Origin of the sequence: Sphingobium sp. LSP13-1-1.1 (genome assembly GCF_040676415.1) — a bacterium.
Classification (GTDB): domain Bacteria; phylum Pseudomonadota; class Alphaproteobacteria; order Sphingomonadales; family Sphingomonadaceae; genus Sphingobium.
On record NZ_JBEGHU010000009.1, the window covers coordinates 34,247 to 55,676 of the forward strand.

At 63.1% G+C, this 21,430-nt stretch carries 22 protein-coding genes, 1 tRNA gene and 2 riboswitches; of the genes, 10 read left to right on the forward strand and 13 right to left on the reverse strand.

The window, feature by feature from the left end:
- Positions 1-2 precede the first annotated feature (2 nt).
- The 3 genes from MRBLSP13_RS06830 (at position 3) to MRBLSP13_RS06840 (ending at position 2,750) form a co-directional block, all read left to right on the forward strand.
- Positions 3-971 (forward strand): diacylglycerol/lipid kinase family protein, encoded by a 969-nt coding sequence (locus tag MRBLSP13_RS06830; RefSeq protein ID WP_363753561.1) that lies wholly within the window; start codon positions 3-5, stop codon positions 969-971.
- Between the two features lie 149 nt (positions 972-1,120).
- A riboswitch (SAM-I-IV-variant riboswitch) is annotated at positions 1,121-1,227 on the forward strand.
- A 44-nt stretch (positions 1,228-1,271) separates the two neighbouring features.
- Complete coding sequence (locus tag MRBLSP13_RS06835; protein ID WP_363753563.1) at positions 1,272-2,192, forward strand: homoserine O-succinyltransferase; 921 nt, start codon at positions 1,272-1,274, stop codon at positions 2,190-2,192.
- Between the two features lie 84 nt (positions 2,193-2,276).
- Complete coding sequence (locus tag MRBLSP13_RS06840) at positions 2,277-2,750, forward strand: 2'-5' RNA ligase family protein (protein WP_363753606.1); 474 nt, start codon at positions 2,277-2,279, stop codon at positions 2,748-2,750.
- 12 nt (positions 2,751-2,762) lie between these two features.
- On the opposite strand, the gene MRBLSP13_RS06845 is transcribed toward MRBLSP13_RS06840, so the two are convergent.
- The 4 genes from MRBLSP13_RS06845 to MRBLSP13_RS06860 form a co-directional block, all read right to left on the reverse strand.
- On the reverse strand, positions 2,763-4,016 hold the full coding sequence (locus tag MRBLSP13_RS06845; RefSeq protein WP_363753565.1) for an NAD(P)/FAD-dependent oxidoreductase: 1,254 nt from the start codon (positions 4,014-4,016) through the stop codon (positions 2,763-2,765).
- Between the two features lie 127 nt (positions 4,017-4,143).
- A complete protein-coding gene (gene htpG / locus MRBLSP13_RS06850; RefSeq protein WP_363753567.1) occupies positions 4,144-6,039 on the reverse strand; it encodes a molecular chaperone HtpG in 1,896 nt (631 codons plus the stop codon).
- Positions 6,040-6,396: 357 nt separating this feature from the next.
- Positions 6,397-6,909 carry a hemerythrin domain-containing protein gene (locus MRBLSP13_RS06855; RefSeq protein ID WP_363753569.1) on the reverse strand — a complete coding sequence of 171 codons (513 nt, stop codon included), beginning with the start codon at positions 6,907-6,909 and terminating at the stop codon, positions 6,397-6,399.
- A gap of 366 nt (positions 6,910-7,275) precedes the next feature.
- Complete coding sequence (locus MRBLSP13_RS06860) at positions 7,276-8,130, reverse strand: class I SAM-dependent methyltransferase (RefSeq protein WP_363753572.1); 855 nt, start codon at positions 8,128-8,130, stop codon at positions 7,276-7,278.
- Positions 8,131-8,169: 39 nt separating this feature from the next.
- On the opposite strand from MRBLSP13_RS06860, the gene MRBLSP13_RS06865 reads away from it, so the two are divergent.
- The 5 genes from MRBLSP13_RS06865 (at position 8,170) to MRBLSP13_RS06885 (ending at position 10,656) form a co-directional block, all read left to right on the forward strand.
- A complete protein-coding gene (locus MRBLSP13_RS06865; RefSeq protein ID WP_363753574.1) occupies positions 8,170-8,928 on the forward strand; it encodes a ComF family protein in 759 nt (252 codons plus the stop codon).
- A gap of 44 nt (positions 8,929-8,972) precedes the next feature.
- Positions 8,973-9,230, forward strand: coding sequence for a glutaredoxin 3 (gene grxC, locus MRBLSP13_RS06870; RefSeq protein ID WP_133653758.1), 258 nt, complete (start codon positions 8,973-8,975; stop codon positions 9,228-9,230).
- Between the two features lie 5 nt (positions 9,231-9,235).
- Positions 9,236-10,066 (forward strand): carbon-nitrogen hydrolase family protein, encoded by an 831-nt coding sequence (locus MRBLSP13_RS06875; protein ID WP_363753576.1) that lies wholly within the window; start codon positions 9,236-9,238, stop codon positions 10,064-10,066.
- Positions 10,063-10,545, forward strand: coding sequence for a DUF1178 family protein (locus MRBLSP13_RS06880; protein ID WP_363753578.1), 483 nt, complete (start codon positions 10,063-10,065; stop codon positions 10,543-10,545). Before MRBLSP13_RS06875 ends, MRBLSP13_RS06880 begins: the two co-directional genes overlap by 4 nt.
- A 34-nt stretch (positions 10,546-10,579) precedes the next feature.
- Positions 10,580-10,656, forward strand: a tRNA-Arg gene (locus MRBLSP13_RS06885).
- Between the two features lie 117 nt (positions 10,657-10,773).
- On the opposite strand, the gene MRBLSP13_RS06890 is transcribed toward MRBLSP13_RS06885, so the two are convergent.
- From MRBLSP13_RS06890 to MRBLSP13_RS06920, 7 genes are all read right to left on the reverse strand, one after another.
- Entirely contained in the window at positions 10,774-12,150 is a 1,377-nt protein-coding gene (locus tag MRBLSP13_RS06890) for a hypothetical protein (protein WP_363753580.1), read from the reverse strand.
- Positions 12,151-12,217: 67 nt separating this feature from the next.
- Positions 12,218-14,362: a TonB-dependent receptor gene (locus MRBLSP13_RS06895; protein WP_363753582.1), complete on the reverse strand. Its 2,145-nt coding sequence runs from the start codon at positions 14,360-14,362 to the stop codon at positions 12,218-12,220.
- Between the two features lie 177 nt (positions 14,363-14,539).
- Positions 14,540-14,781: riboswitch (cobalamin riboswitch) on the reverse strand.
- Positions 14,782-15,035: 254 nt separating this feature from the next.
- On the reverse strand, positions 15,036-15,782 hold the full coding sequence (gene arsH / locus MRBLSP13_RS06900) for an arsenical resistance protein ArsH (RefSeq protein ID WP_363753585.1): 747 nt from the start codon (positions 15,780-15,782) through the stop codon (positions 15,036-15,038).
- Entirely contained in the window at positions 15,779-16,807 is a 1,029-nt protein-coding gene (gene arsB, locus MRBLSP13_RS06905; RefSeq protein ID WP_363753588.1) for an ACR3 family arsenite efflux transporter, read from the reverse strand. The genes arsH and arsB overlap by 4 nt, the downstream gene beginning before the upstream one ends.
- Positions 16,808-16,812: 5 nt before the next feature.
- On the reverse strand, positions 16,813-17,349 hold the full coding sequence (locus tag MRBLSP13_RS06910) for a GNAT family N-acetyltransferase (RefSeq protein ID WP_363735851.1): 537 nt from the start codon (positions 17,347-17,349) through the stop codon (positions 16,813-16,815).
- Positions 17,346-17,759 (reverse strand): arsenate reductase (glutaredoxin), encoded by a 414-nt coding sequence (gene arsC / locus MRBLSP13_RS06915; RefSeq protein WP_363735861.1) that lies wholly within the window; start codon positions 17,757-17,759, stop codon positions 17,346-17,348. Before arsC ends, MRBLSP13_RS06910 begins: the two co-directional genes overlap by 4 nt.
- Before the next feature lie 10 nt (positions 17,760-17,769).
- Complete coding sequence (locus MRBLSP13_RS06920; RefSeq protein ID WP_363735852.1) at positions 17,770-18,099, reverse strand: ArsR/SmtB family transcription factor; 330 nt, start codon at positions 18,097-18,099, stop codon at positions 17,770-17,772.
- Positions 18,100-18,387: 288 nt separating this feature from the next.
- On the opposite strand from MRBLSP13_RS06920, the gene MRBLSP13_RS06925 reads away from it, so the two are divergent.
- The gene (locus MRBLSP13_RS06925) at positions 18,388-18,615 is read left to right on the forward strand and encodes a hypothetical protein (RefSeq protein WP_363735853.1); all 228 of its coding nucleotides are present in this window, start codon (positions 18,388-18,390) and stop codon (positions 18,613-18,615) included.
- A gap of 59 nt (positions 18,616-18,674) precedes the next feature.
- On the opposite strand, the gene MRBLSP13_RS06930 is transcribed toward MRBLSP13_RS06925, so the two are convergent.
- Positions 18,675-19,136, reverse strand: a complete 462-nt coding sequence (locus tag MRBLSP13_RS06930) for a winged helix-turn-helix transcriptional regulator (RefSeq protein ID WP_363735854.1) — start codon at positions 19,134-19,136, stop codon at positions 18,675-18,677.
- A 46-nt stretch (positions 19,137-19,182) separates the two neighbouring features.
- On the opposite strand from MRBLSP13_RS06930, the gene MRBLSP13_RS06935 reads away from it, so the two are divergent.
- Positions 19,183-20,121: an aromatic alcohol reductase gene (locus tag MRBLSP13_RS06935; protein ID WP_363753591.1), complete on the forward strand. Its 939-nt coding sequence runs from the start codon at positions 19,183-19,185 to the stop codon at positions 20,119-20,121.
- 122 nt (positions 20,122-20,243) lie between these two features.
- On the opposite strand, the gene MRBLSP13_RS06940 is transcribed toward MRBLSP13_RS06935, so the two are convergent.
- Positions 20,244-21,257: a LacI family DNA-binding transcriptional regulator gene (locus tag MRBLSP13_RS06940; RefSeq protein WP_363753594.1), complete on the reverse strand. Its 1,014-nt coding sequence runs from the start codon at positions 21,255-21,257 to the stop codon at positions 20,244-20,246.
- Positions 21,258-21,430: the final 173 nt, after the last annotated feature.

Genomic DNA, 21,430 nt, shown 5'->3' on the forward strand with positions numbered 1-21,430 from the left:
ACATGGTTCGCGTCGCCCTTCTGTCCAATCCCAAGTCCACGGGCAACCGGCAGACGCTTCCGCGCGTGCGCAGCTATTGCGCCAGCAACCCCGACATCTTCCATTATGAGGTGGAGCATGTCGACCAGATCGGCCGGGCGCTTCAGACCATTGCCCGCGTGGATCCCGCCGTCATCGTCATCAACGGCGGGGACGGCACGGTGCAGGCGGCGCTGACGGAACTATACCAGGGCGAGCATTTCAAGGGCCGCGTGCCGCCCATCGCGGTTTTGCCCAACGGCAAGACCAACCTGATCGCGCTGGACCTTGGCATCCACGGGGATCCGATCAAGGCGCTGGAACGGATCGTCCAGATCGCGAAAGCGGGCGTCGACGACCATGTCGTGGCGCGCGAGCTGATCGCGTTGTCGGACGGGCAGGCGGAAAGCCGGCCGGTGCTGGGCATGTTCCTGGGCGGAGCGGGGCTGGCCGATTACATGCTCTATTGCCGGAACCAGATCTATCCGCTGGGCCTGTCCAACGGCCTCAGCCATTTCCTGACGGTGATAGCGGTGCTGGTGTCGCTGGTCTTCGGCATTCGTGCCCGATTCCTGCCGCAATCCAGCCGTCCGGTGCGCATTTCGCTGATCCGCGACGGACAATTGGCCGGGCGCTTCGCGGTGCTGATCGTGACGACATTGGAACGATTGCTGCTCGGCGTGCAGCCGGGGGACAGCCGGCGCGGCAATATGAAGCTGATGGCGGTGGACCAGAGCCTGTCGGCCCTGCTGCGCCTCTTCTGGGCGAGCATCACCAGGCGGGTCGGCAAATCGCAGATGCAGGGCATTCATCTGGAGCAGGGCGACGTCATCCGCATCGAGGGCGACCATAGCAGCGTCATATTGGACGGCGAACTGTTCGAGGCGTCGGAGGGCAAGCCCATCGTGCTGCGTTCGACAGAGCCTGTGCCGTTCCTGCGATTGGCGGCCTGAGGGAGCAAGGGGCGCATTCAGCGACACTGAGCCCCCGCTGACCCATGCTCCCGCACAGGACGCGGATGGTCTGATGGGATAGCTCTCGAAGTTTTCCTTTCCGTTGTGAAAGCAGCAATTGCCAAAGGCCTGCCAGCGGCCTATTGAGCGCACAGCATCAAGAGTTGGGACGACGCCCAACGCCAACCTGCCGATCCGGGCAAGGTGGCACTCCGCCAAGGAGGATGTGGCCGATCCGGCAACCAAGCGGACCCAAGCCACATCGTTAAGCGTCGCCCCGGTAGCAGGGAATGACGTGACGTGCCGATCAAGATAGCTGACGAGCTGCCCGCCCGCCGGACATTGGAAGCCGAAGGCGTCGTCGTCATGCGCGAAGCCGATGCCGTGCGGCAGGATATCCGCCCGCTCCGCATCGCGTTGCTCAACCTCATGCCCAACAAGATCAACACGGAGACGCAGCTTGCCCGGCTGCTCGGGGCAACGCCCTTGCAGGTCGAACTGACGCTGGTGCGGATCAGCGACCATATTTCCCGCAACACCTCCGCTGATCATATGGCGTCCTTCTATCGTCCGTGGAGCGATGTCCGGGACCAGCGTTTCGATGGCTTCATCATCACCGGAGCGCCGGTCGAACAGCTTCCCTTCGAAGCGGTGAGCTATTGGGACGAACTGCGCGCGATATTCGATTGGACGCAAACCCATGTGCATCGCTCGCTCAGCATTTGCTGGGCGGCGCAGGCGGCGCTGCATCATTTCCATGGCGTCGGGAAACATGTGCTGGACCGCAAGGCTTTCGGCCTGTTCCGCCATCAGGTCCATGTGCCTTCATCGCCCTGGATGCGGGGCTTTTCAGATTATTTCAGCGTGCCCGTGTCCCGCTGGTCGGAGGTGCGGCGGGAGGATATTCCGGACGGGCGGGGCTTGCAGATATTGGCTGATAGCGCTGAATCGGGCCTATGCCTGATCGGTGATCCAGGGTTCGGTTTCCTGCATATGTTCAACCATCTGGAATATGACACGCTGACCCTGGCCGAGGAATATGCGCGCGATGGGGCGAGGCAGTTGCCGTCGCATTATTTCCCTGACGATGATCCGGCGAAGGCGCCGCAAAATCACTGGCGGAGTCATGCGCACCTGCTGTTCGGCAACTGGATCGATGAAATGTACCAGACCGTGCCGTTCGATCTTGACGCGGTGGGGCGACTGTTGTCGGCGGCATAGAGCGCTGCGTCATGCGTTGGCGAATGAAGGGGCAGGGCATTGGCGCATGAGGCTTCGACGGCACCGATCGTCGTGACGGCGCTGATGGGCGCGGCGGATTTCGGCTGGGCTGAAGGGCTGCGCCGCGCGCATTTCCCGCCCGAACGCAATCGGGTTCCGGCGCACATCACGCTGTTCCATCATCTGCCGCCCTCCACCATGGATGAGGTGGCGCGCCGGTTGAAGGCCCTTTGCGCGGGGCGGGCGCCAGTGGCGAGGCTGGCTGAGGTGATGTTGTTGGGGCGGGGTGTCGCCTATCGGGTGGAAAGCCCGGAATTGATGGCGATGCGCGACGAACTGGCGGACGCCTTTGTCGGACTGCTGGTGCCGCAGGACCAGGGCCGGCCGCGTTTCCACATCACCGTGCAGAACAAGGTCGATCGGGCGGAAGCGCAAGCGCTGGCGGACGAACTGGGACGATCCTTTCGTCCCAGGCCGCTCGCCATCGCCGGGCTTGCGGCCTGGCATTACCGCGGAGGACCGTGGGAATTGGCGGCGAAGGCCAGCTTTCGCGGCTGACCTTCGCTTCCGTCAGGCGAGACCCACTTCTTTGAGCGGGACGCCGGGGTCGGCGAGCTGTGCCTGGTCGAGCAGTGCGCCGGAAATGACATGGGCTCTGCCCTGGACATAATCCTTGACCGCATTGACGCAGTCGAGCGCGATGAGCCTGCCGGATTTGAGATAGAGGACAGAGAAGCTGCGGGTCGCCGGGTCGCCGCGCAGGATCGTCTGGTCATGCCCTGTTGAAAGGCCCACGGTCTGGAGCTTCAGGTCATATTGGTTCGACCAGAACCAGGGCACGGCATGATAGGGTTCTTCCTTGCCCATGATATGGCTGACCGCCGTCTTCGCCTGGTCATTGGCGTTCTGAACCGATTCAAGCCGGATCTGCGCGCCACGGGCGAAGCTGTTGGCATGGGCGGCGCAATCGCCCACCGCATAGATGTCGGGCAGGCTGGTGCGGCAATATTCGTCCACATCCACGCCATTGCCGCCCACGGCGCCCGCCGCGATCAGCGGGCCGGTTTCCGGGATAATGCCGATGCCCACGATGACCATGTCGGTCTCGATCCGCTCGCCATCCTGCATCAGCACGGCGGTCGCCCGAGGACCCGCATCGCCATCGGTCACTTCGATGCAGTCCATGCGCGCGCCGGTGCGCAGGTCGACGCCATGGGCGCGATGCTCCGCTTCGTAGAAGCGCGACAGCTCCTCGCCCGCAACGCGCGCCAGCACGCGGTCCAGAGCCTCTAGCAGCACGACCTTCTTGCCGAACTTGCTCAGCACCGCGGCCGCCTCCAGCCCGATATAGCCGCCGCCGATCACCGTCACATGGTTGATCTGGTCGATCTTCGCCATCATCGCGTCGACATCGTCGCGACGGCGCACGGCGTGGACATTGGATGCTTCGGCGCCGTTGCAGGTCAACATGCGCGGCGAGCCGCCCGTCGCCCAGATCAGCTTGCCATAGCCGATTTCCCGATCGCCCGTTTCCTTGCCGCCCATGGTCACGAACTTGCCCACCGGATCCACCGCCTTGACACGATGGCCCAGCAGTATGTCGATCCCGCGTTCTGCCCAGAAGCTCGCCGGCCGGATCAGGATGCGCTCAAAGCTCTTGTCACCCGCAAAATATTCCTTCGAAAGGGGAGGGCGCTCATAGGGCGGATCCTTCTCATCGCCGATCATCCCGATCGACCCTTCAAAGCCAAGCTGCCGCAGCGATATCCCTGCCTGGGCACCAGCATGACCCGCGCCCACGATCAGAACGTCATAATAACTCATCGACGCACTATCCCCTCACTTCCTGTTGCGGCGTGCTTGGCGCGCTTTCGCAGGGCTGGCAAGCGGATTGTCGCTCCGTGCCGCCGCGACAGGAATGGTGGCCGGGACGGGCCCGGCCACGCATACCTTATTTGATCGCGCCGCCGATCAGCCGGGCGAGGCGCGCGGAAAAGGCCCGCGGATCGGTTGGCAGTTCGCCGTCCACGATCCGCGCTTCGTCCAGCAGCAGCCAGGCAGCGTCCTCGCGCAGCTCGCTGTCCTCGGCCAGGGTACCGAGTTTCGTGATAAGGTCATGGCGCGGATTGATTTCCAGCACCGGCTTCGCCGCATTGTCGAGCCGGCCGGCCCCGGCCAGCAGCTTCTCCAGCTGGCGGTCCATCGCGTTGTCGGGCGCGACCAGGCAGACGGCGCTTTCCGTCAGCCGTTCCGATGCGCGGACATCGGACACTTCCTCCCCCAGCACGCCTTTCAAATAGGCGATGAAGCCGTCGACCTCCACCGATGGCTGCCCGGCGGGCGCATCGCCCTCTGCCGACGGGATCAGGCTCAGCTCGGCCAGCCCCTGGGTCACCGACTTGAACGGCTTGCCCTGATAATCGACGCCGGCCGTGACCCAGAAACTGTCCACCTGGTCGGTGAGCAGCAGCACTTCGATGCCGCGGGCGCGGAATCCCTCCAGTTGCGGCGAGGAGGCGAGCCGGTCGAGGTCGACCCCGGTGGCATAATAGATCGCCGTCTGATTCTCCTTGATCGCCTCCACATAGTCCTTGAGCGAGCGCCATCCTTCGCCTGATGTCGTGCTCTTGAACCGGGCGAGGCCAAGGAGCGCCTCTCGCCGGGAGAAATCCTCGTACAGCCCCTCCTTCAGGACCGCGCCGAAATTGTCCCAGAATTTGAGATAGGCGTCCGCATCCCTGTCGGCCAGCTTGTCCAGTTCGGAAAGGATGCGGTTGGCGACCCCCTTCTGGATGGCGGCAAGGACGGGGCTTTCCTGGATCATCTCGCGCGAGACGTTGAGCGGCAGGTCGTTGCTGTCGACCAGCCCGCGCATGAAGCGCAGGTAGCGCGGCACGATCTGCGCCTCGTCCGTGATGAAGACGCGGCGGACATAGAGCTTCATCCGCCCAGCGCGGTCCGGATCGAACAGGTCGAACGGACGAACGGAGGGGAGGAAGGCAAGGACCGAATATTCGTGCAGCCCCTCGGCGCGATAATGGAGGGTCAGCGCAGGTTCGTCGAACTGGCCCGCCGTGCTGCGGTAGAAGTCGGCATATTCCTCCGCCGTGATGTCGGACCGGGGACGGGTCCAGAGGGCGGCGCCATCCGCGATCTGCTTCTCCTCCGCTTCCGGTCTTTCCTTGAGGAAGATGGGAACGGGGACATGGCCCGACTGCGCGGTGATGATGCGCTGGGCGGTGAACTGTTCGGCATAGCCGGCCGCCTCTTCCTTGAGGTGCAGGACGATGCGGGTGCCGCGGGCCGGGGCCTCCGCCGGATCGACAAGCTGGATGGCGTAGCTGCCGAGCCCGTCCGACGCCCAGTGCGCGGCGACACCCGCCCCGGCGCGCCGGGAAAAGACGTCCACCTTGTCCGCGACCATGAAGGCGGAATAGAAGCCCACGCCGAACTGGCCGATCAGTTGCGCGCCTTCCCCCTCCTTCGCGCCTTCCCTGGCCGCCGCGACGCGCTCCATGAAGGCGCGGGTGCCCGACCGGGCGATGGTGCCCAGCGCCTCGACCAGCTCGACCTCGTTCATGCCGATGCCGTTATCCTCGACGATGAGCTGGCGCGCGTCGGGATCGAGCGTGACGGTGATGCGCGGCTGGCCGTCCTCCCCGGCGAGTGCGGGATCGCTCAGCAGTTCGTAGCGCAGCTTTTCGCAGGCATCGGCCGCGTTCGAGATCAGCTCGCGCAGGAAGACGTCCTTGTCCGAATAGACCGAGTGCACCATCATGTGCAGCAGGCGGGCGACGTCGGCCTCGAAGGAACGGGTTTCGGGTGCGGTGCCGGTCGTGGTGGTCATGGCAGTATCAAAAGCTCTCCCCAATGGAATCCGAACCGCCAGATGGCGGGCGCAGGGGCGGCTTTCAAGGCCTGTAACCTTTCAAGGCCCGTAAACTCTGCCTGGCCCCACAGGCAGGAAGGCAGGGTGGGGGAGACGGGTCAGCCGCGCTGCCTGGCATCGCACGCCTTGCGGATTTCTTCCCTGGCACGCGCGGCGAAATAGGATGCGTCATCATGGCGGGACACGGGGCTCTGTCCTTTGTCTTTTTCCCGCCCATGATGGTTGGATCGGGCAAGCGCCCATCACCAGCTTAGTGGGAATCTGTCATTCCAAGGCCGGCTGAAGCAGAAACCCCGGCCGGCCAAGCCCGACCTGTCAGGCGGGCACCAACTGGATGACGCGCGGCCGGGCGGGGGGAAGGCCGCCATTTTCCGCTTCCTTCAACAATTTCTCCTTGCGGGCGAGCATTGCGTCGCGAAGCTGGACCAGATTCACGTCGGTCTTCCGGCATTGGGCGAACATGCCCTCGCCTCGCATTTCTTCTTCATGGACATGGTGCTTGATCTCTTCGGAGAGCACCTTGACCTTGGCATCGAAGAAATCGTCCGAAGGATCGCCTTCCTCTATGTCGTTGACGAGCAGCTTGGCGCCGTCATGCTCGACATAGGCCTCATCCAGCGTGTCATCCGCTATCTTGCCGCGAAAGGCGGGGTAGAAGATCTCCTCCTCGATCATCGTATGGATCTTGAGTTCCAGGCAGATCTCCCGCGCCAGCGTCTTCTTGCGCGCCGATGATCCGGCCTTTTCGAACTGTTCGAACAGATCCTCCACCTTGCGGTGGTCCGCTTTCAGAAGGGCGATCGCGTCGGTGAACTGCTGATTGGCCATGGTCTTCCTCCTCCTTGGATACTCATTCCGGTGGAAGTCGCCAGTCATGCGTCGGTTCCCGGGGACAGGTTCAAAAAAAGCGCAATCCTGCTACCCGGCACACGAAGAGGGAGGATCGCAAGGGTTATCGCCCGGCGCTCCGCCGCGACTTACTCATGTCAGCAGCCCGGCGTTTTGCCGCCTTTCGGGCGAGCTTCAGCGGAACGGCGGAGTCGATGAACTGGTTGCTGTCTGATCGTTCGAGGAGGGGCAGCATGATGGATGACGCACCGCTCACCATGGCGAAACAGGATGATGCGGCGGCGCAGGCCGCAGACAGGCTGGTGGAGGCGAAGGGTGACGATCGACCGGCCGCGCGAAGATCCTCTACGATCCCCCCGGCGGCTTCAGCGCCTCGGCCAGCGAGACGGTCGCGCTGCCCCGCCGCGCGGGCTGGGCCTGGCTGGGATCCGCCTTCCATCCGCTGAGATAGAGGACAGCCATCTGTTCCGCCGTCCGCCCATCACCATCCGCGGCCGCGGCGAAATGCCCTGCGGCCGCGATCAGCGCGTCCCTTCGCAGCGCCGGCGGGCGCGAGGCCAGCACATTGCCGGCGCCCATTCCCCGCAGATCGTGCATCAGCCGCAGCATATCGCCATAGCGCACCGTCAGCATGTCGCCGTCCGCCACCGGCATGGTGAAGCCCGCGCGCGCCAGCAGGTCGCCCGCGGATCGCACATCGACCTGCGGGTGGATATGCTGCCCCGCGCGGTCCCCTTCGCCCGCCAGCAATGCAGCGCGCAGCCGGGGCAGCGACCCGCCGCCCGCGAACGCCGCCAGCATCAGGCCGTCGGGACGCAATATCCGCCGGATCAGGATCAGCGCGCCGGGCAGGTCGTTGACGCTGTCCAGCGTCCCGCAGGCGATCACCAGGTCGAAACTGTCGTCGGCAAAGGGCAGGGCGTCCTCGTCGGCCTGCACGCCGCCTTCCGCCCTGGCCGCCGCGAAACCTGGGTCGACGCAAACCACGCTCTTGCCCATCGCCTCCAGCGCTGCCCTTGCGCTGCCGTCGGGACAGCCGATCACCAATACTTCCTTCAGCTCGCGCTGCACGTCGCCCAGCCGGTCGAGCAGCTCGCCCAGCATCATGCGATAGAGAAAATCATGCTCGGCAAAGCGCGCCATCATCCGGTCGCGCCGTTTTGCGCGCAAGGCTCTGTCGAAGATGTCGCTGTTGGTCATGGGGCCTTGTGCATGGGCGAAGGAGCGAGGACAAGGGAGATGATGTCCCGCCTCCCGCTGCACAAGTGCGTTCCGCTTCTGAAGACCGCGCTCCGCCCGATTGTCGATTATGCCTTGCCGCCGCGCTGTCCCGGCTGCGGCGAGATCGTGGATGCCGACGATGCTTTCTGCCTGGCCTGTTGGAGCGGTATGCGGTTTCTGGGCGCGCCCTGCTGCGCCAGTTGTGGATTGCCTTTCGAATATGATCAGGGGGAAGGGGCGGAATGCGGTGCCTGTCTGGCTGATCTGCCGTCCTATGACAGTGCGCGGGCGGTGCTCGCCTATGGCGACGTCGCCCGCGCCGTAGCGCTGCGCCTGAAATATGGGCGGCGCATCGGCCTCTCCCGGCTCATTGCGAAGCAGATGGTTCGGCACGTCCCTGCCGTCCAGGACCCGGTCATCGTGCCGGTTCCCCTGCACCGTTGGCGCCTGTGGTGGCGCGGCTTCAACCAGTCGGCGCTGATCGCCCGTCATCTCGCGCGGTTGACTGGCTTGCCTGTCGACAGCCACGCTCTCCTCCGCACCCGGCGGACCAGGCCGCTGCGCGGGATGACCCCGAAGGCGAGGGCACGGGCGGTCCGCGGAGCGTTCGCCCTGGCGCCGGCCCATCAGTTCAAGGGCCGTGCGATTCTGCTGATCGACGATGTGCATACCAGCGGCGCCACGGCGGCGGCCTGCGCCAAAACGCTGAAACGCGGCGGCGCCGCAAGCGTTCATCTGCTGTGCTGGGCGCGGGTGGTGCCGGATGCCGCCAATTGACAAACAGCCGCCAAACCACAATTTCGACGATCAAGGAGCAAAATATGGCGAAGGTCGAAATCTATACCAAGGCCTGGTGCGGCTATTGCGCCCGGGCGAAGGCCCTGTTGAGCGACAAGGGCGTCGCGTTCGAGGAATATGACATCACCATGGGTGGTCCGAAGCGGCAGGAAATGCTGGAACGCGCCAATGGCGGGGCGACGGTGCCGCAAATCTTCATCGATGGCCTGCATATCGGCGGCAGCGACGACATCGCGACGCTCGACCGGCAGGGCAAGCTCGACGCATTGCTGGAGGCATAGGCGAAATGCGCGCGGCCATCTTTCAGATGACCAGCGGGATCGATCCTGCCGCCAATGCCGCCGCCATTGCCGATATGGCAGCGCGCGCCAAGGCGGAGGGCGCGGATATGCTCTTCACTCCGGAAATGGCGGGCTATCTGGACCGGGACCGGAAAAGGGCAGCGGCGACCCTGCATTCGGAGGGGGATGACCCGGTCCTTGCGGCCGTGCGCGAGGCCGCGGCCAAGCAGGGGCTGTGGGTGCATCTCGGCTCCACACCGTTGAAAGACGAGCGCAGCGACGGTCGTTGGGCCAATCGCAGCTTCATGATCGACGACAGTGGCGAGATCCGCGCCCGTTACGACAAGATCCATCTGTTCGATGTCGACCTGGCGACGGGCGAAAGCTGGCGGGAATCGTCGGTCTATGGACCGGGCGAGCGGATCGTGGCGGTCGATACGCCATGGGCGCGCATGGGAATGTCGGTCTGCTATGACATGCGCTTTCCTGATCTTTATCGTGCGCTTACCAATGCGGGTGCGACGGTGTTGCTGATGCCAGCCGCTTTCACCGTGCCGACGGGAAAGGCGCACTGGCACATCCTGCTGCGGGCGCGGGCCATAGAGGCGGGCTGCTTCGTCGTTGCCGCCGCGCAGACGGGCCGCCATGCCGACGGCCGCGAGACATATGGACACAGCCTGGTCGTCGATCCATGGGGGGACATCGTGCTCGACATGGGTGAACCAGCCGGCCTTGCTCTTGCAGAGATCGACCTGTCGCGCGTAGAGGACGTCCGCGGGCGGGTGCCTGCGCTCGCCAACAGGCGATCCTTGCCCATGGATGTTACGCTATCGTGATCGTTTTCGACCTTAAATGCGAATCCCAAGGACATGTGTTCGAGGCATGGTTCGGTTCCAGCGCCGATTATGAGGATCAGAAGGCGCGAGGGCTGCTAACCTGCCCGCTTTGCGGCGATGAACATGTGGGCAAGGCGGTGATGGCCCCCGCCGTCGCGCCCAAGGGCAACAGTCGCCCGGAAATCGTGCCGCAGGCGCCTTCCTCCGATGATGCATCCATCGCCATGGGCGCCGGGGAAGAGGCGAAGATGCGTGAATTGGTGCTCGCGCTCGCCAAGGCGCAGCAAAAGGCGCTGGAGGATTCAACCTGGGTCGGGCGCGATTTCGCGGAACAGGCCCGTGCCATGCATTATGGCGAGCAGGACCGCGCCAGCATCCATGGCGAAGTGGCGCTCAACGAGGCACGCGCCCTGATGGCGGAAGGGGTGGAGGTCGCGCCACTGCCTTTTCCGGTGCTGCCCCCCGAAGCGAAGAATTGACCGCGCCCCATTCGCAGAATAGAGCCGTCGACGGGCACCCGTAGCTCAGCAGGATAGAGCATCAGATTCCTAATCTGAGGGCCATGGGTTCGAATCCCGTCGGGTGCACCACTTCTTTCCAGGAATCGCTAGTGTCCGGGAGATCGGCCGACGGTTCGAATTGCTCACGCGTTATCCGTGGGTTGTGAGGCTGTGTTTGGCTCTGGCGCAACTGGAGACCAGATTGCCCTAATGACGCCGGCGGCCAATGCCCGACATTCGCCGGTCGGTTGGCCGCCCTAAGCGCCGCATCCCGATCACAATGCCGCTCACCGAGATGATTGCCCCGACAATCAACCAAACCCACATCCATATATCCCAAAGGGGCCGTTGACGGATGAGCACATCGAAATCCCAGCGATGCAGCCCATCGAACAGCCAGCGATAGAGGCGGCGGCGAGCGTCCATGTCGCGCAGCACCTCGCCTGTGCGGGGGCTGATATAGACCCAACTGTCATTCATGTCGGCGAAGCGAATGCGCAACACCGGCAATTCCACGCTTCCCTTGGCTTCATACCAATAGGCATCGGACTTGGTGAGCCAGTCGGCCGCTTCCATCCGAGCGTCGGGAACCAGCCGATGGGCGGCACGGATCAGGCGGCGTGGCTCGAGCTTCACCGGCTTCAAGCTCCGCGCATCGAGGATCGCATCCTGTCCACTCGGTCGGGAGAAGATCAGCAAAGGCGTGCTGTCGGTCCATATCAGCCGCATCTGACGCGCGCCCGCAGCCTCTGGTGTGCTGCCGACATGCTGCCAGTCCAGCGCAGGGGGCATCCCTGCTCCGGCATAAGCGGCACGAGCCGCATCGCTCAGACCTTTGCTGGCGAACCAGCGGTTGGGATCGACGGAGAGCCAGCCGCTGACGATCCATGCGACCAACAGGGTGCCGCCGAGCAACCCCGCGACATGATGCCACCGCTGCCAGCCGCGATAGGGCGAAATCCGCCCGCCCTTGTAGCGGCGGCGCAGCCGCATACGCAGCACCCCGATCCACATGCCGCTGACCGCCCCTATGATGCTTGCCCCGGAGGTCCAGAGGATCACCTGCCTCCACAGTGGCTGGTCCTGACGCAGCACGGTCGGATAAATCCAGTGGGGAACCGATCCGAGCCAGTTCCAGAAACGCTCTGCCCGGATCGTGTCCAGCACCACCGTTCCGGTGGTCGATGCGATGTAGAGGACCAACCCATCTGGCCGGTCGAGCGTCACCTTCCACAATGGCCGATAGCGGTTAAACCCGCTGCCAACCGTCCATTGATCCCGCTCGATCAGATCCACGGCGGAGGCAGGCGCTTTGCCGAACGCGGCAGCGATGCCGCCAGCTTGGCGAGCCGTGACAGGAGCGATGGCGCGCCCGCTCATTGCCGCCGCCGCCCCGTCGTGCAGCCAGACGGGACCGTCCAACCCTTGTTGCAACACGGCGTCGGCCTGAACACTCCCATGGACCTGCTTCCAGTCGATGGGTGCCAATCCCGCCAGCCGCTCCTGCTGGGTCAGCGACGGGAAAGGCACATACATCATGACGATGCCCGACAGGAACCACATCGCCAGCAACAGGCATGTCACTATGCCCAGCCAGCGATGGGTCAGATACAGCCATCGCTTGCCGCGATGACGCCACCGGGCGCGTGCGTCAGAAATGAGCCGTCACCGAAATGTCGATGGAACGGGGGCGGCCCAATATCCACTGCTCGTCATTATAGGTGGTGGTCGCATAATCCTTGTCAAAGAGATTATAGACCCGCAGGTTCGCCGCGAGATTGGGGGTGAACGCATAGGTCAACCCCGCATCCACCACGGCATAGCCCGGCACCCGGTGGCTGTTGGCGTTGTCCGAGAAGCTCCGGCCGACATAGCGCAAACTGGCATTGGCCCGCAGCGCGTCAATGGGCGCCCAATAGACGGACAGGTTCGCCGCTACTTCAGGCACATTGGGTGGCGTGTTGCCGGTATAGCTGGTGCCGCCGCTGATGAAGTCATCGAAATTAGCGTCCAGCACTGTGCCATTCGCGTCGATGCCGAAGCGGTCGGTCAGTTGCAGCGTCACCGAAGCCTCCACACCCTTGGCGGACCGCTGGCCGATCTGTTCTATGGGACTAGTCGGCGTCTGTTGCGCTACCAGCTTCTTCTTGACGATACGATAGGCCGCCAGAGTGGCGCTGCCCTTGCCATCGAGGAACATGGCCTTGATGCCGCCCTCGACCTGATCGCCGGTCGCGTTGGTGAAGGCGAACTGGGTCGCATTGGTGGTGAAGGTGGTCAGCGTGCCGAGCGGATCGACGCCGGTCGAATATTGCCCATAGAGCGAGATGTTGGAGGTCGGCCTATAGACGCTGCCGATCCGCCAAGTGGTGTTGCGGAATTTCCGATTGGTCGCGCCATTGGGAAAGGCATTGACCTCGCTGGTGCTGCCGTCCGGGTTATTGACGATGTTCCAGCGTTGCACCTTGTCACGCTCGTGCCGGATGCCTGCGACCACCGAAAGCTGATCGGTCAGCGCCAGGCGGTCTTCGGCAAAGACGCTATATTCGTTGGTCCGCGTGCGATAGCGGGGCGCGATGCCCTGCGTGTCGTAGAACAGGCCCGGATCGAAGTCGAAGGGATCGACAGCATCCTCCTGTGGGTCCGATCCGAAATCATTGGAATAAGTGAGCTTGATGAGATTGGCGTCGAAGCCGACGACCAGATCGTTTTTCAGGCCCGCAATCGGCTTGCTGATGCGGATGGTTGCCTGATCGCCATATTGGGTCTGGTCATGGAAGATGCCCAGATTGTCCATTCGGTTGATCAGGCCGGCGTCGTCATTGTAGAAATAGCTCTCCAGATTTTTGAACAGACGCTTGCTGGTAAGGCGATAGGCGGCGTTGGAGAGGGTGATGCCTTCGGCCACCGTCCAGTCGGCGGTCAGCGTGGTCCGATTGTCGCGATAGTGCAGGCTGGCGTCCGCGACATTATAGTTGCGCCGCTGGTTGCCCTTCACCAACGCCCCGTCGATCAGTGGCGTGCCGAAATATTCCATCGGCCGCTGATTGCCATAGTCGTTGCGCAGGGTGAGCGTGAAGCTGTCGCTTGGCCGGAAGCGCAGCGCACCCGAGAGCGCGAGGCTCTTGGAATGGCCACGGTCGACATACCCGTCCGACGCCCGGTAGCTGGCGTCGATCCGGTAGGAGAGCATCTCGCCCAGCGGTCCACCGACACCTGCCGCCGCGCGCCAGCTATCCTGCGAGCCATATCCTGCTTCCGCGTCAAATTCGGTGCGTTCGGCATTGGGGGATCTGGTGATGATGTTCACCGCGCCGCCCAGCGCGCCCTGTCCGTAGAGCACGGAGGCGGGGCCGTTCAGCAATTCGATCCGCTCGACATTCCACGGGTCGGTGGGGAAGGTGATCGTGCCCGCAACCGGGAACAGCCGGACGCCATCAACCAGTTGCAGCACCGAACCCTGACCGGAAAAGCCGCGCAGCGACAGGGCCGTGCCGCCATTGCCCGGATTGGCGGAGGTGGTGACACCCGGTGCACGGGTTACGGCCGACATTATGTCCAGATCGCCGCGAGCGCGGATCGCGTCGCCATCAATCTGCGCGACGCTGGCTGGCGTTTCGAGCGCGGTCAGCCCCAGGCGCGATCCGGTTTCCGTCTCTTGGAGCAATGCTCCCGGCCGAACGCCCGACACGATGATTTCGGCTGAGCCATCCGCGGCGGTTTCCGCGCCGGCCTGCTGCGTCGTGGTGGCGGCCAGCCCGGTGGCCAGCCAAAATCCTACATTTTTCCATTCCATTGCATGTCTTCCCGGCGTCACGCGACATTCGGGTGGAGACGTGCCGCCAGCGACGGTCGGCGCACGTCAGCAGCCGGACGCCATAGAGCGACCGCCACGCGAACCGATGCGGCCTCCACCGCCCGTTCGTCGCTCAAACGGAAAGATACCGTGCCTTGGCCATCCCCTGGACCGGGCAAGAGCGACCAGACGCTGGCAGGTCTCCTGGCTCGCGGGTCATAGCTTGATGCACGGCCTTCCCAGACCTCGCAGGATTTAGCGTCCGGTCCAGTGGCTGCCTCCTCACACTGGAGGAAGCGATATGCATCGCGCTCGCCGCTTACAGTTGCAGGGACAGCCCCGGATTTGGATAGCCGGAGCCATCCTCACCGCGTTCCCTTTTAAGCCTCTTTCGAGGCACCGGCGCGATCATGCCTGGGACGACGAAGCCGTCGTCCCAGGCAGAGGTGCGTTAGCGGGAGGGTCAATGCTCCGCAAGAGCCTAATCTCACGCCGCCGCAAGACCGAGCCAAGGCGAGATGGCCGATATCCGCATGAGAACCAGGCGCTTAACCAGCGACAACAGGACACGGGATATCGCGAGCATGGGCCAGAACCCGGCTGAGTCCGTCGTACAGCCGGATGCCATGGTTGCTGATCCTGATTTTCGCCGTGCCGGGCTGCTAGCCGTCAATCAAGATTGCGGCGCTATCGCGACTGCCGAATGGTCAGACTCGGCATCAACCGAAATTCCGGCTTCCTTGCGCTCGGAATAGCGATCCACAAGTTGCGCCGCATGCGGTCGCATAAGTACCGTAAAGCGGACCAATTCCTCCATCACATCGACGATGCGCTCGTAGTAGCTCGACGCCCGCATCCGGCCGTCTTGGTCGAACTCCTTGTAAGCCATCGCCACCGACGACTGGTTGGGGATCGTGAACATCCGCATCCAGCGACCCAGCAGGCGCAGCGTGTTGACGGCATTGAACGACTGGGAGCCGCCGGACACCTGCATGACTGCAAGCGTCCGCCCTTGCGTCGGCCGCATCCCGCGAATCTGGAGCGGCAGGTGGTCGATCTGCGTCTTCATGATGCCGCTGATCTGGCCGTGCCGCTCCGGGCTGCACCAGACCATGCCTTCCGACCACAGCGCATGCTCGCGCAATTCATGCACCGCAGGGTGATCGTCTCCCGCCACCTGATCTGGCAGCGGCAGGTCGCTGGGATCGAAGATCCGCGTCTCAGCACCGAAATATTGCAGCAGGCGGGCGGCCTCTTCCACGGCGAGGCGAGAGAAGGAGCGCTCTCGCAGCGAGCCGTAGAGCAGGAGAAAGCGCGGAGGCGGTTGGTCCGGTCCGAGGCCAGTGGCGGGACGAGCCAGCGCAAAGGCCTTGTCCAAGGCAGGCAGATGATCGGGGGCGGTGAGTTCACGCAATCTCATGCGGCAATGGCTTTCTCATACCAGGGACGGGTTCGCTTTACCAAGGCGACGATCGACAGCATCACCGGCACTTCGACTAGCACGCCTACGACCGTTGCCAGCGCGGCGCCGGAGGTGAGCCCAAAGAGGCTGATGGCGGCGGCCACAGCCAGTTCGAAGAAGTTGGAGGCGCCGATCAGCGCCGAAGGGCCGGCGACGCACCACGCCACGCCGAAACGGCGGCTGAGCCAGTAGGCGATGCCGGCGTTGAGATAGACCTGAAACAGGATCGGCACAGCAATCAGCGCGATCACCAGCGGTTGCCGGATGATCTGCTCACCCTGGAAGCCGAACAGCAGCACCAGCGTCAGCAGCAGGCTGGCAAGGCTGATCGGGCTGATGGCGGACAGGAAATGCTGAAGTCCCTTCTCGCCGCCGCGAAGAAGCGCTCGGCGGAGCAGTTGGGAGATGATAACCGGGACGACGATGTAGAGCCCCACCGACAGCGCCAGTGTGTTCCACGGCACGGTGATTGATGCCACGCCCAACAGCAGGCCGACGAGCGGTGCGAAGGCAAAGATCATGATCAAGTCGTTCAGTGCCACCTGGCTCAATGTGTAGTTCGGCTCACCGTCGACAAGGTTCGACCAGACGAAGACCATTGCCGTGCATGGCGCTGCGGCCAGCAGGATCAGGCCCGCAATATAGGACGAGGATGCGCCTGCCGGCAGCATCGGGACGAACAAATAGCGGAGGAAGAACGTCCCGAGCAGCGCCATCGAGAATGGCTTGATCGCCCAGTTCACCACAAGGGTGACGCCGATGCCGCGCCAGTGTTGCCGAAGGCTATGCAGCGCGCCGAAATCGACCCGCAGCAGCATCGGGATGATCATCAACCAGATCAGCCCCGCAACGACGAGGTTGACGTTGGCGATCTCCAGCGCTGCGATGGTCTCGAAGGCGCTCGGGAGCAAATGGCCAAGACCGATCCCGATCGCGATGCACAGGGCCACCCACAGCGAGAGATAGCGTTCGAACAGCGACATGGTCGTCAGTCCTTCCCGGAAGCAGCCGGCGCGGTCGCGATGCCGCCGCCCAAGGGAAGCTGCATGTAAACCGTGTCGAGCCAGCGGCCTGCCTTCCAGCCCATGCCGGTGAGGCGACCGACATGCTCAAAACCGCAGGACGCGTGGAGCGCTACGGAGGCAGGTTCACCCCCGCCGATGACGGCGACCATCTGCCGGAAGCCATGGGCTTCAGCGGCCTTCAGCAAGGCCATGAGGAGCAGCTTGCCGATGCCGCTACCGCGCCTGTCGTGCGCCACGTAGATGCTGTTCTCGCAGGCATAAGCGTAGGCCGGCCGATCGCGGAACTGCGTGGCGTAGGCATAGCCCACGACCTCAGATCCATCGCAGGCAACAAGGAATGGCCAGTCTCGTCCGGTCAGCGTTCGTATCTTGGCTTCGGTCTCCTCTTCGGTCGGTGGCACGATTTCGTAGGTTGCCGTGCCGTGCAGGACGTGATGCGCGTAGATGGCGGCAATGGCACCGGCATCGCCGATCGTTGCGTCGCGAACCGAAAGGGTCATCGCCTCGTCGCTTCCACGACTTCGCCGTCTTCCTTGACAAATGGGCAGCGCTGCCCGGCCGGCAGCAGATCCAGGACTTCTTCGGAAGGCCGGCAGAGCTTCACACCCAGCGGAGACACCACCAGCGGACGGTTGATGAGGACGGGATGCTCCATCATCGCGTCGATCAGCGCGTCATCGGCCAGGCTTTCGTCGCCCAGGCCCAGTTCGGCAAAAGGCGTGCCTTTCTCGCGCAGCAGGGCGCGCGGGGTGATGCCGGCCCGATCCATGAGTTGCACCAGGAGCGCGCGGCTTGGCGGCGTCTTCAGATACTCGACCACATGGGGTTCGATGCCCGCATTGCGGATCATGGCCAGGGCATTGCGAGAGGTTCCGCAAAGCGGGTTATGGTAGATCACGATATCGGTCATCATTGCCTCTTCAGCAGCAGATAAGTTCGGCCAGCAGCGGCTCGCACAGTTCGGCGCGTCCCTGGCAGCAATCCTTGGCCAGATAGACCATCAGTCCGCGCAACGCGTCGAGATTGGCGCGCTGGATTTGTTGGCGGCCACGCTTCTCCGACAGTACCAGTCCAGCTTTCACCATGACGGCGAGGTGCGTTGAGAAGGTGCTCTGGGTCAGGCCGGAGGCCTCGACCAGCTCGCCGGTCGACAGGCCGTCAGGCTCATGTCGGATCAGCAGCCGAAACGCATCAAGACGCGTGGGATGGCCAAGAGCCGAGAGGACCGAAAGTGCTTCGCTGGTGTCCATGCATCGTAATTATCCGATGCATTTGGCCTCGTCAAGGATGCATCGAATATTTCCGATCAGTTCCCCAATTATCCGGTCAGTGACAGTATGGATCAGCCTCAAAATTGAAGGCGCATTCTGGAATCGGCTAATTCTGGGCAACCGAATTGCAAAAGCGGACCGACCGGACCTGGGAACGGAAAATCAGGAACTGGAGCAACTTGCGGAATTTGCCCTCGTCGGACGCGGGCGATTGCTGCGGGTGGGAAGTGTTCTCATGCGGTGCCGACAGGGCGCCGTCGTCCAAGATTGCAAATTTGCATCGGTACGCCAAATAATGGCGGTGCGGTCGTTACGGCTGGCGGCCTGATCTTCATCGCGGCGGCGACGGACGATTTGTTCAAGGCCATCGACATGAGGACCGGTAAAATCCTCTGGCAGCAGGCGCTCCCCGCCGGCGGTCAGGCGGCGCCGATGGTCTATGAGCAGAATGGGCGTGAATATGTCGTCCTGATGACCGGGGCCATCACTTCATGAAAACGCCGATCGGCGATCAGGTAATCGCCTGGGCGCTCCCTGTCGCGAAGGACGGGGTTCTATGACGCCTTGCCCAGCTGAAGGCTGTCGAATGTCTCCCGGGCCTTCCGAAACCGCTCCGCATTCTCGACGATCCATGTCCATAGAGGGACCATCCGGACAAGCAGCTCAAGGCCGGAATCGGACAGCTGATATTCGACGCGAGGGGGCACCTCCTCGAAATCGTGGCGGATCACCAATCCGTCGCGCTCCAACTGGCGAAGGGTGCGCGTCAGCATCCGTTGCGTAACGCCATGCATGCGCCGGCCGATTTCCGCATGGCGCAGTTGGCCGTACACGCCGAGCGTGTGAATGACGCCTAGCGACCAGCGATTGCCGGCATGGGCCAGAACCTCTCGCCGCAATCCGTCGTCGTCGTCTCTCAGGCCGTCGCAAACGGTCTGGGAATATTCGAGAATGTCCTCCGGATTCAATAATCCGGCCCCAGTATCACGCATGTGCCTTCTTTCGCGCTTGTCCATGGATCGCCATATCAAGGCGGCAACCAATGCTGAATAGGTCAGAATTATGAATGATGCAGTTTCCATCGTGAAGTCACGGAACATTCTCGTGCTGGGGGCCGGCGAACTGGGCCTGCCAGTCTTGCGCAACCTGGCGCGTCGCGCAAAGGACGTCGATGGGGCCAGGATCAGCGTGTTGCTGCGCGCCAGTGCCGTCGAGTCCGACGTGCCCGAAAAGCAGCGGGATGTCGCCGAAATCCGTGATCTGGGTATCGAGATCGTCGTGGGCGATCTGGTGACAAGCTCGATCGATGAACTGGCGTCCGTATTTTCGCGCTATGACACGGTGATCGGATGCGCGGGCTATGCCGCCGGGATCAACACGCCCATGAAATTGGCCAAGGCTGCTTTGCAATCGGGAATACCGCGTTACTTCCCGTGGCAGTTTGGCGTCGATTTCGAAGCGATCGGTCGTGGCAGCCCGCAGGATATCTTCGACGCCCAGCTCGACGTGCGGGAATTGCTGCGCTCGCAGAGCAAGACCGAGTGGGTCATCATTTCCACCGGCATGTTCATGAGCTATCTGTTCGAACCGGAATTCGGCGTCGTCGATCTGAAGAACAGCGCAGTCCATGCCCTTGGCAGCCTCGACACCGCAGTGACGCTGACCACGCCCGATGACATCGGGGTGCTGACCGCGGAAATCGTGTTTTTCGAACCGACCATCCACAACGAGATCGTATTCCTTGCGGGCGATACCGTCACCTATGGCGAAGTCGCGGACAAGCTGGAAGCTGCCCTTGGCCGTCCCTTCAGCCGGTCGGAATGGACCGTACCCTTCCTGATGGAAGAACTGGCCCGCGACCCGCAGAACATGATGCGGAAATATCGCGCCGCCTTTGCCCAGGGACGCGGCGTCGCCTGGGACAAGGCCGGGACGTTCAACCAGCGCAATGCCATTCCGGTTACCGACGTGGCGGCGTGGATCGGTTCCAACCTCGCCTGAAGCGATTTCCATGCGATCGGAACCGATCGCGGGCCAGGAAATCGGTGATGACAAGAAATCCGGAGCGGTCGATCTGAATCAGTTCAGGTCGACCGCTTTGTTTTCTTGCTTACCGCCATGGCTCAGCCGGAGGTGCTTTGCCGGATGATCAGTTCCACCCCATGTTCGATGCATCGGGGTTCGTCCGAGGTTCGATCCAGCAGCAATTGGGTCGCCGAATAGGCCTGATCGACGACGGATTGCCGGACGGTGGTGAGCGGCGGCCAGATCAATCGGGCAATGTCATTGTCGTCGAAGCCGGTCACCGCGATATCCTGCGGTACCCTGATCCCCATTGTGCCCAACACGCTGATCACACCGGCAGCCATTTCGTCATTGGCGGCGCAGATGACGGTTGGCCATTGCTTGCGGTCCCTGGCCAGCATGTGGCGGGTGGCCTCCGCTCCGGATATGTAGCTGAAGTCGCCATGGGCGAACAGCACGGAAGACCAGTCGATGCCATGGTGATGCAGTCGTTTCCGGAATGAGTCGGCGCGGATTTCCGAGGAGGCGTGGCCCTGCGCCCCTGCGATATATCCGAATTTGCGGTGGTTGAGGGCGACGAGGTGATCGACAAGCGCGGATATGCCCTCTTCGTCGCGTGAAATCACGGCATCGGTTCTGCCGATGTCGCGCGCCGGGGACATGCGCACGGTGCGCACCCCGCGACATTCGAGCACGTCGAGCAATTCCTCGTCATCGGCCAGGAGCGGGATCAATATGGTGCCCGCGATCCCTACATTGTCGATAAAACTCGCCATGCTTGCGGCGATATGCTCGTCGTCGGGCGAAAATTCCTCGAAGGTCAGATACGTCCCGGCCTGCCGGCATGCCATCGACACGCCCCTCACCACATCGGCAACATAGCGTGGCCAGGGGTTGCAGTTGATGATTGCCACGAGCAGGGACCGGTCGCCGCGCAGCGCGCGGGCGGCCAGGTTGGGACGAAAATTCAGCTCTTCAATGGCACGCCTGACCCTTAGGGCGGTTCGGTCCGACACGCCTGGCTCACGATTGATCACCCGCGAAACGGTGCGTGCCGCCACACCGGCGAGCGCGCCGACATCGTGCAGCGTGGGTTTGGTATCGAAAGGCATGTCGCGAGCCTTCGCGTAGGTCGGCTTTTTTGTCAACGTTGACTGACCTTTGACATTGGCTCCAACCCGCCAATGTCAACGTTGACATTTTCGATATTGTCAACGTTGACATGCGCTGTTAGGAAATTGCGCTGTCGACGTCAGGGGCGACAAATTTCACCTTAAAAAAGGGG

Coding starts and splice junctions, on each gene's coding strand:
- arsH (WP_363753585.1), bottom strand. CDS start 15,782: ATGAGATTGCGTGAACTCACCGCCCCCGATCATCTGCCTGCCTTGGAC.
- MRBLSP13_RS06895 (WP_363753582.1), bottom strand. CDS start 14,362: ATGGAATGGAAAAATGTAGGATTTTGGCTGGCCACCGGGCTGGCCGCC.
- MRBLSP13_RS06855 (WP_363753569.1), bottom strand. CDS start 6,909: ATGGCCAATCAGCAGTTCACCGACGCGATCGCCCTTCTGAAAGCGGAC.
- MRBLSP13_RS06830 (WP_363753561.1), top strand. CDS start 3: ATGGTTCGCGTCGCCCTTCTGTCCAATCCCAAGTCCACGGGCAACCGG.
- MRBLSP13_RS06865 (WP_363753574.1), top strand. CDS start 8,170: ATGATGTCCCGCCTCCCGCTGCACAAGTGCGTTCCGCTTCTGAAGACC.
- arsB (WP_363753588.1), bottom strand. CDS start 16,807: ATGTCGCTGTTCGAACGCTATCTCTCGCTGTGGGTGGCCCTGTGCATC.
- MRBLSP13_RS06930 (WP_363735854.1), bottom strand. CDS start 19,136: ATGGACAAGCGCGAAAGAAGGCACATGCGTGATACTGGGGCCGGATTA.
- MRBLSP13_RS06875 (WP_363753576.1), top strand. CDS start 9,236: ATGCGCGCGGCCATCTTTCAGATGACCAGCGGGATCGATCCTGCCGCC.
- MRBLSP13_RS06935 (WP_363753591.1), top strand. CDS start 19,183: ATGAATGATGCAGTTTCCATCGTGAAGTCACGGAACATTCTCGTGCTG.
- MRBLSP13_RS06920 (WP_363735852.1), bottom strand. CDS start 18,099: ATGGACACCAGCGAAGCACTTTCGGTCCTCTCGGCTCTTGGCCATCCC.
- grxC (WP_133653758.1), top strand. CDS start 8,973: ATGGCGAAGGTCGAAATCTATACCAAGGCCTGGTGCGGCTATTGCGCC.
- MRBLSP13_RS06860 (WP_363753572.1), bottom strand. CDS start 8,130: ATGACCAACAGCGACATCTTCGACAGAGCCTTGCGCGCAAAACGGCGC.
- MRBLSP13_RS06940 (WP_363753594.1), bottom strand. CDS start 21,257: ATGCCTTTCGATACCAAACCCACGCTGCACGATGTCGGCGCGCTCGCC.
- htpG (WP_363753567.1), bottom strand. CDS start 6,039: ATGACCACCACGACCGGCACCGCACCCGAAACCCGTTCCTTCGAGGCC.
- MRBLSP13_RS06910 (WP_363735851.1), bottom strand. CDS start 17,349: ATGACCCTTTCGGTTCGCGACGCAACGATCGGCGATGCCGGTGCCATT.
- MRBLSP13_RS06845 (WP_363753565.1), bottom strand. CDS start 4,016: ATGAGTTATTATGACGTTCTGATCGTGGGCGCGGGTCATGCTGGTGCC.
- MRBLSP13_RS06840 (WP_363753606.1), top strand. CDS start 2,277: ATGGGCGCGGCGGATTTCGGCTGGGCTGAAGGGCTGCGCCGCGCGCAT.
- arsC (WP_363735861.1), bottom strand. CDS start 17,759: ATGACCGATATCGTGATCTACCATAACCCGCTTTGCGGAACCTCTCGC.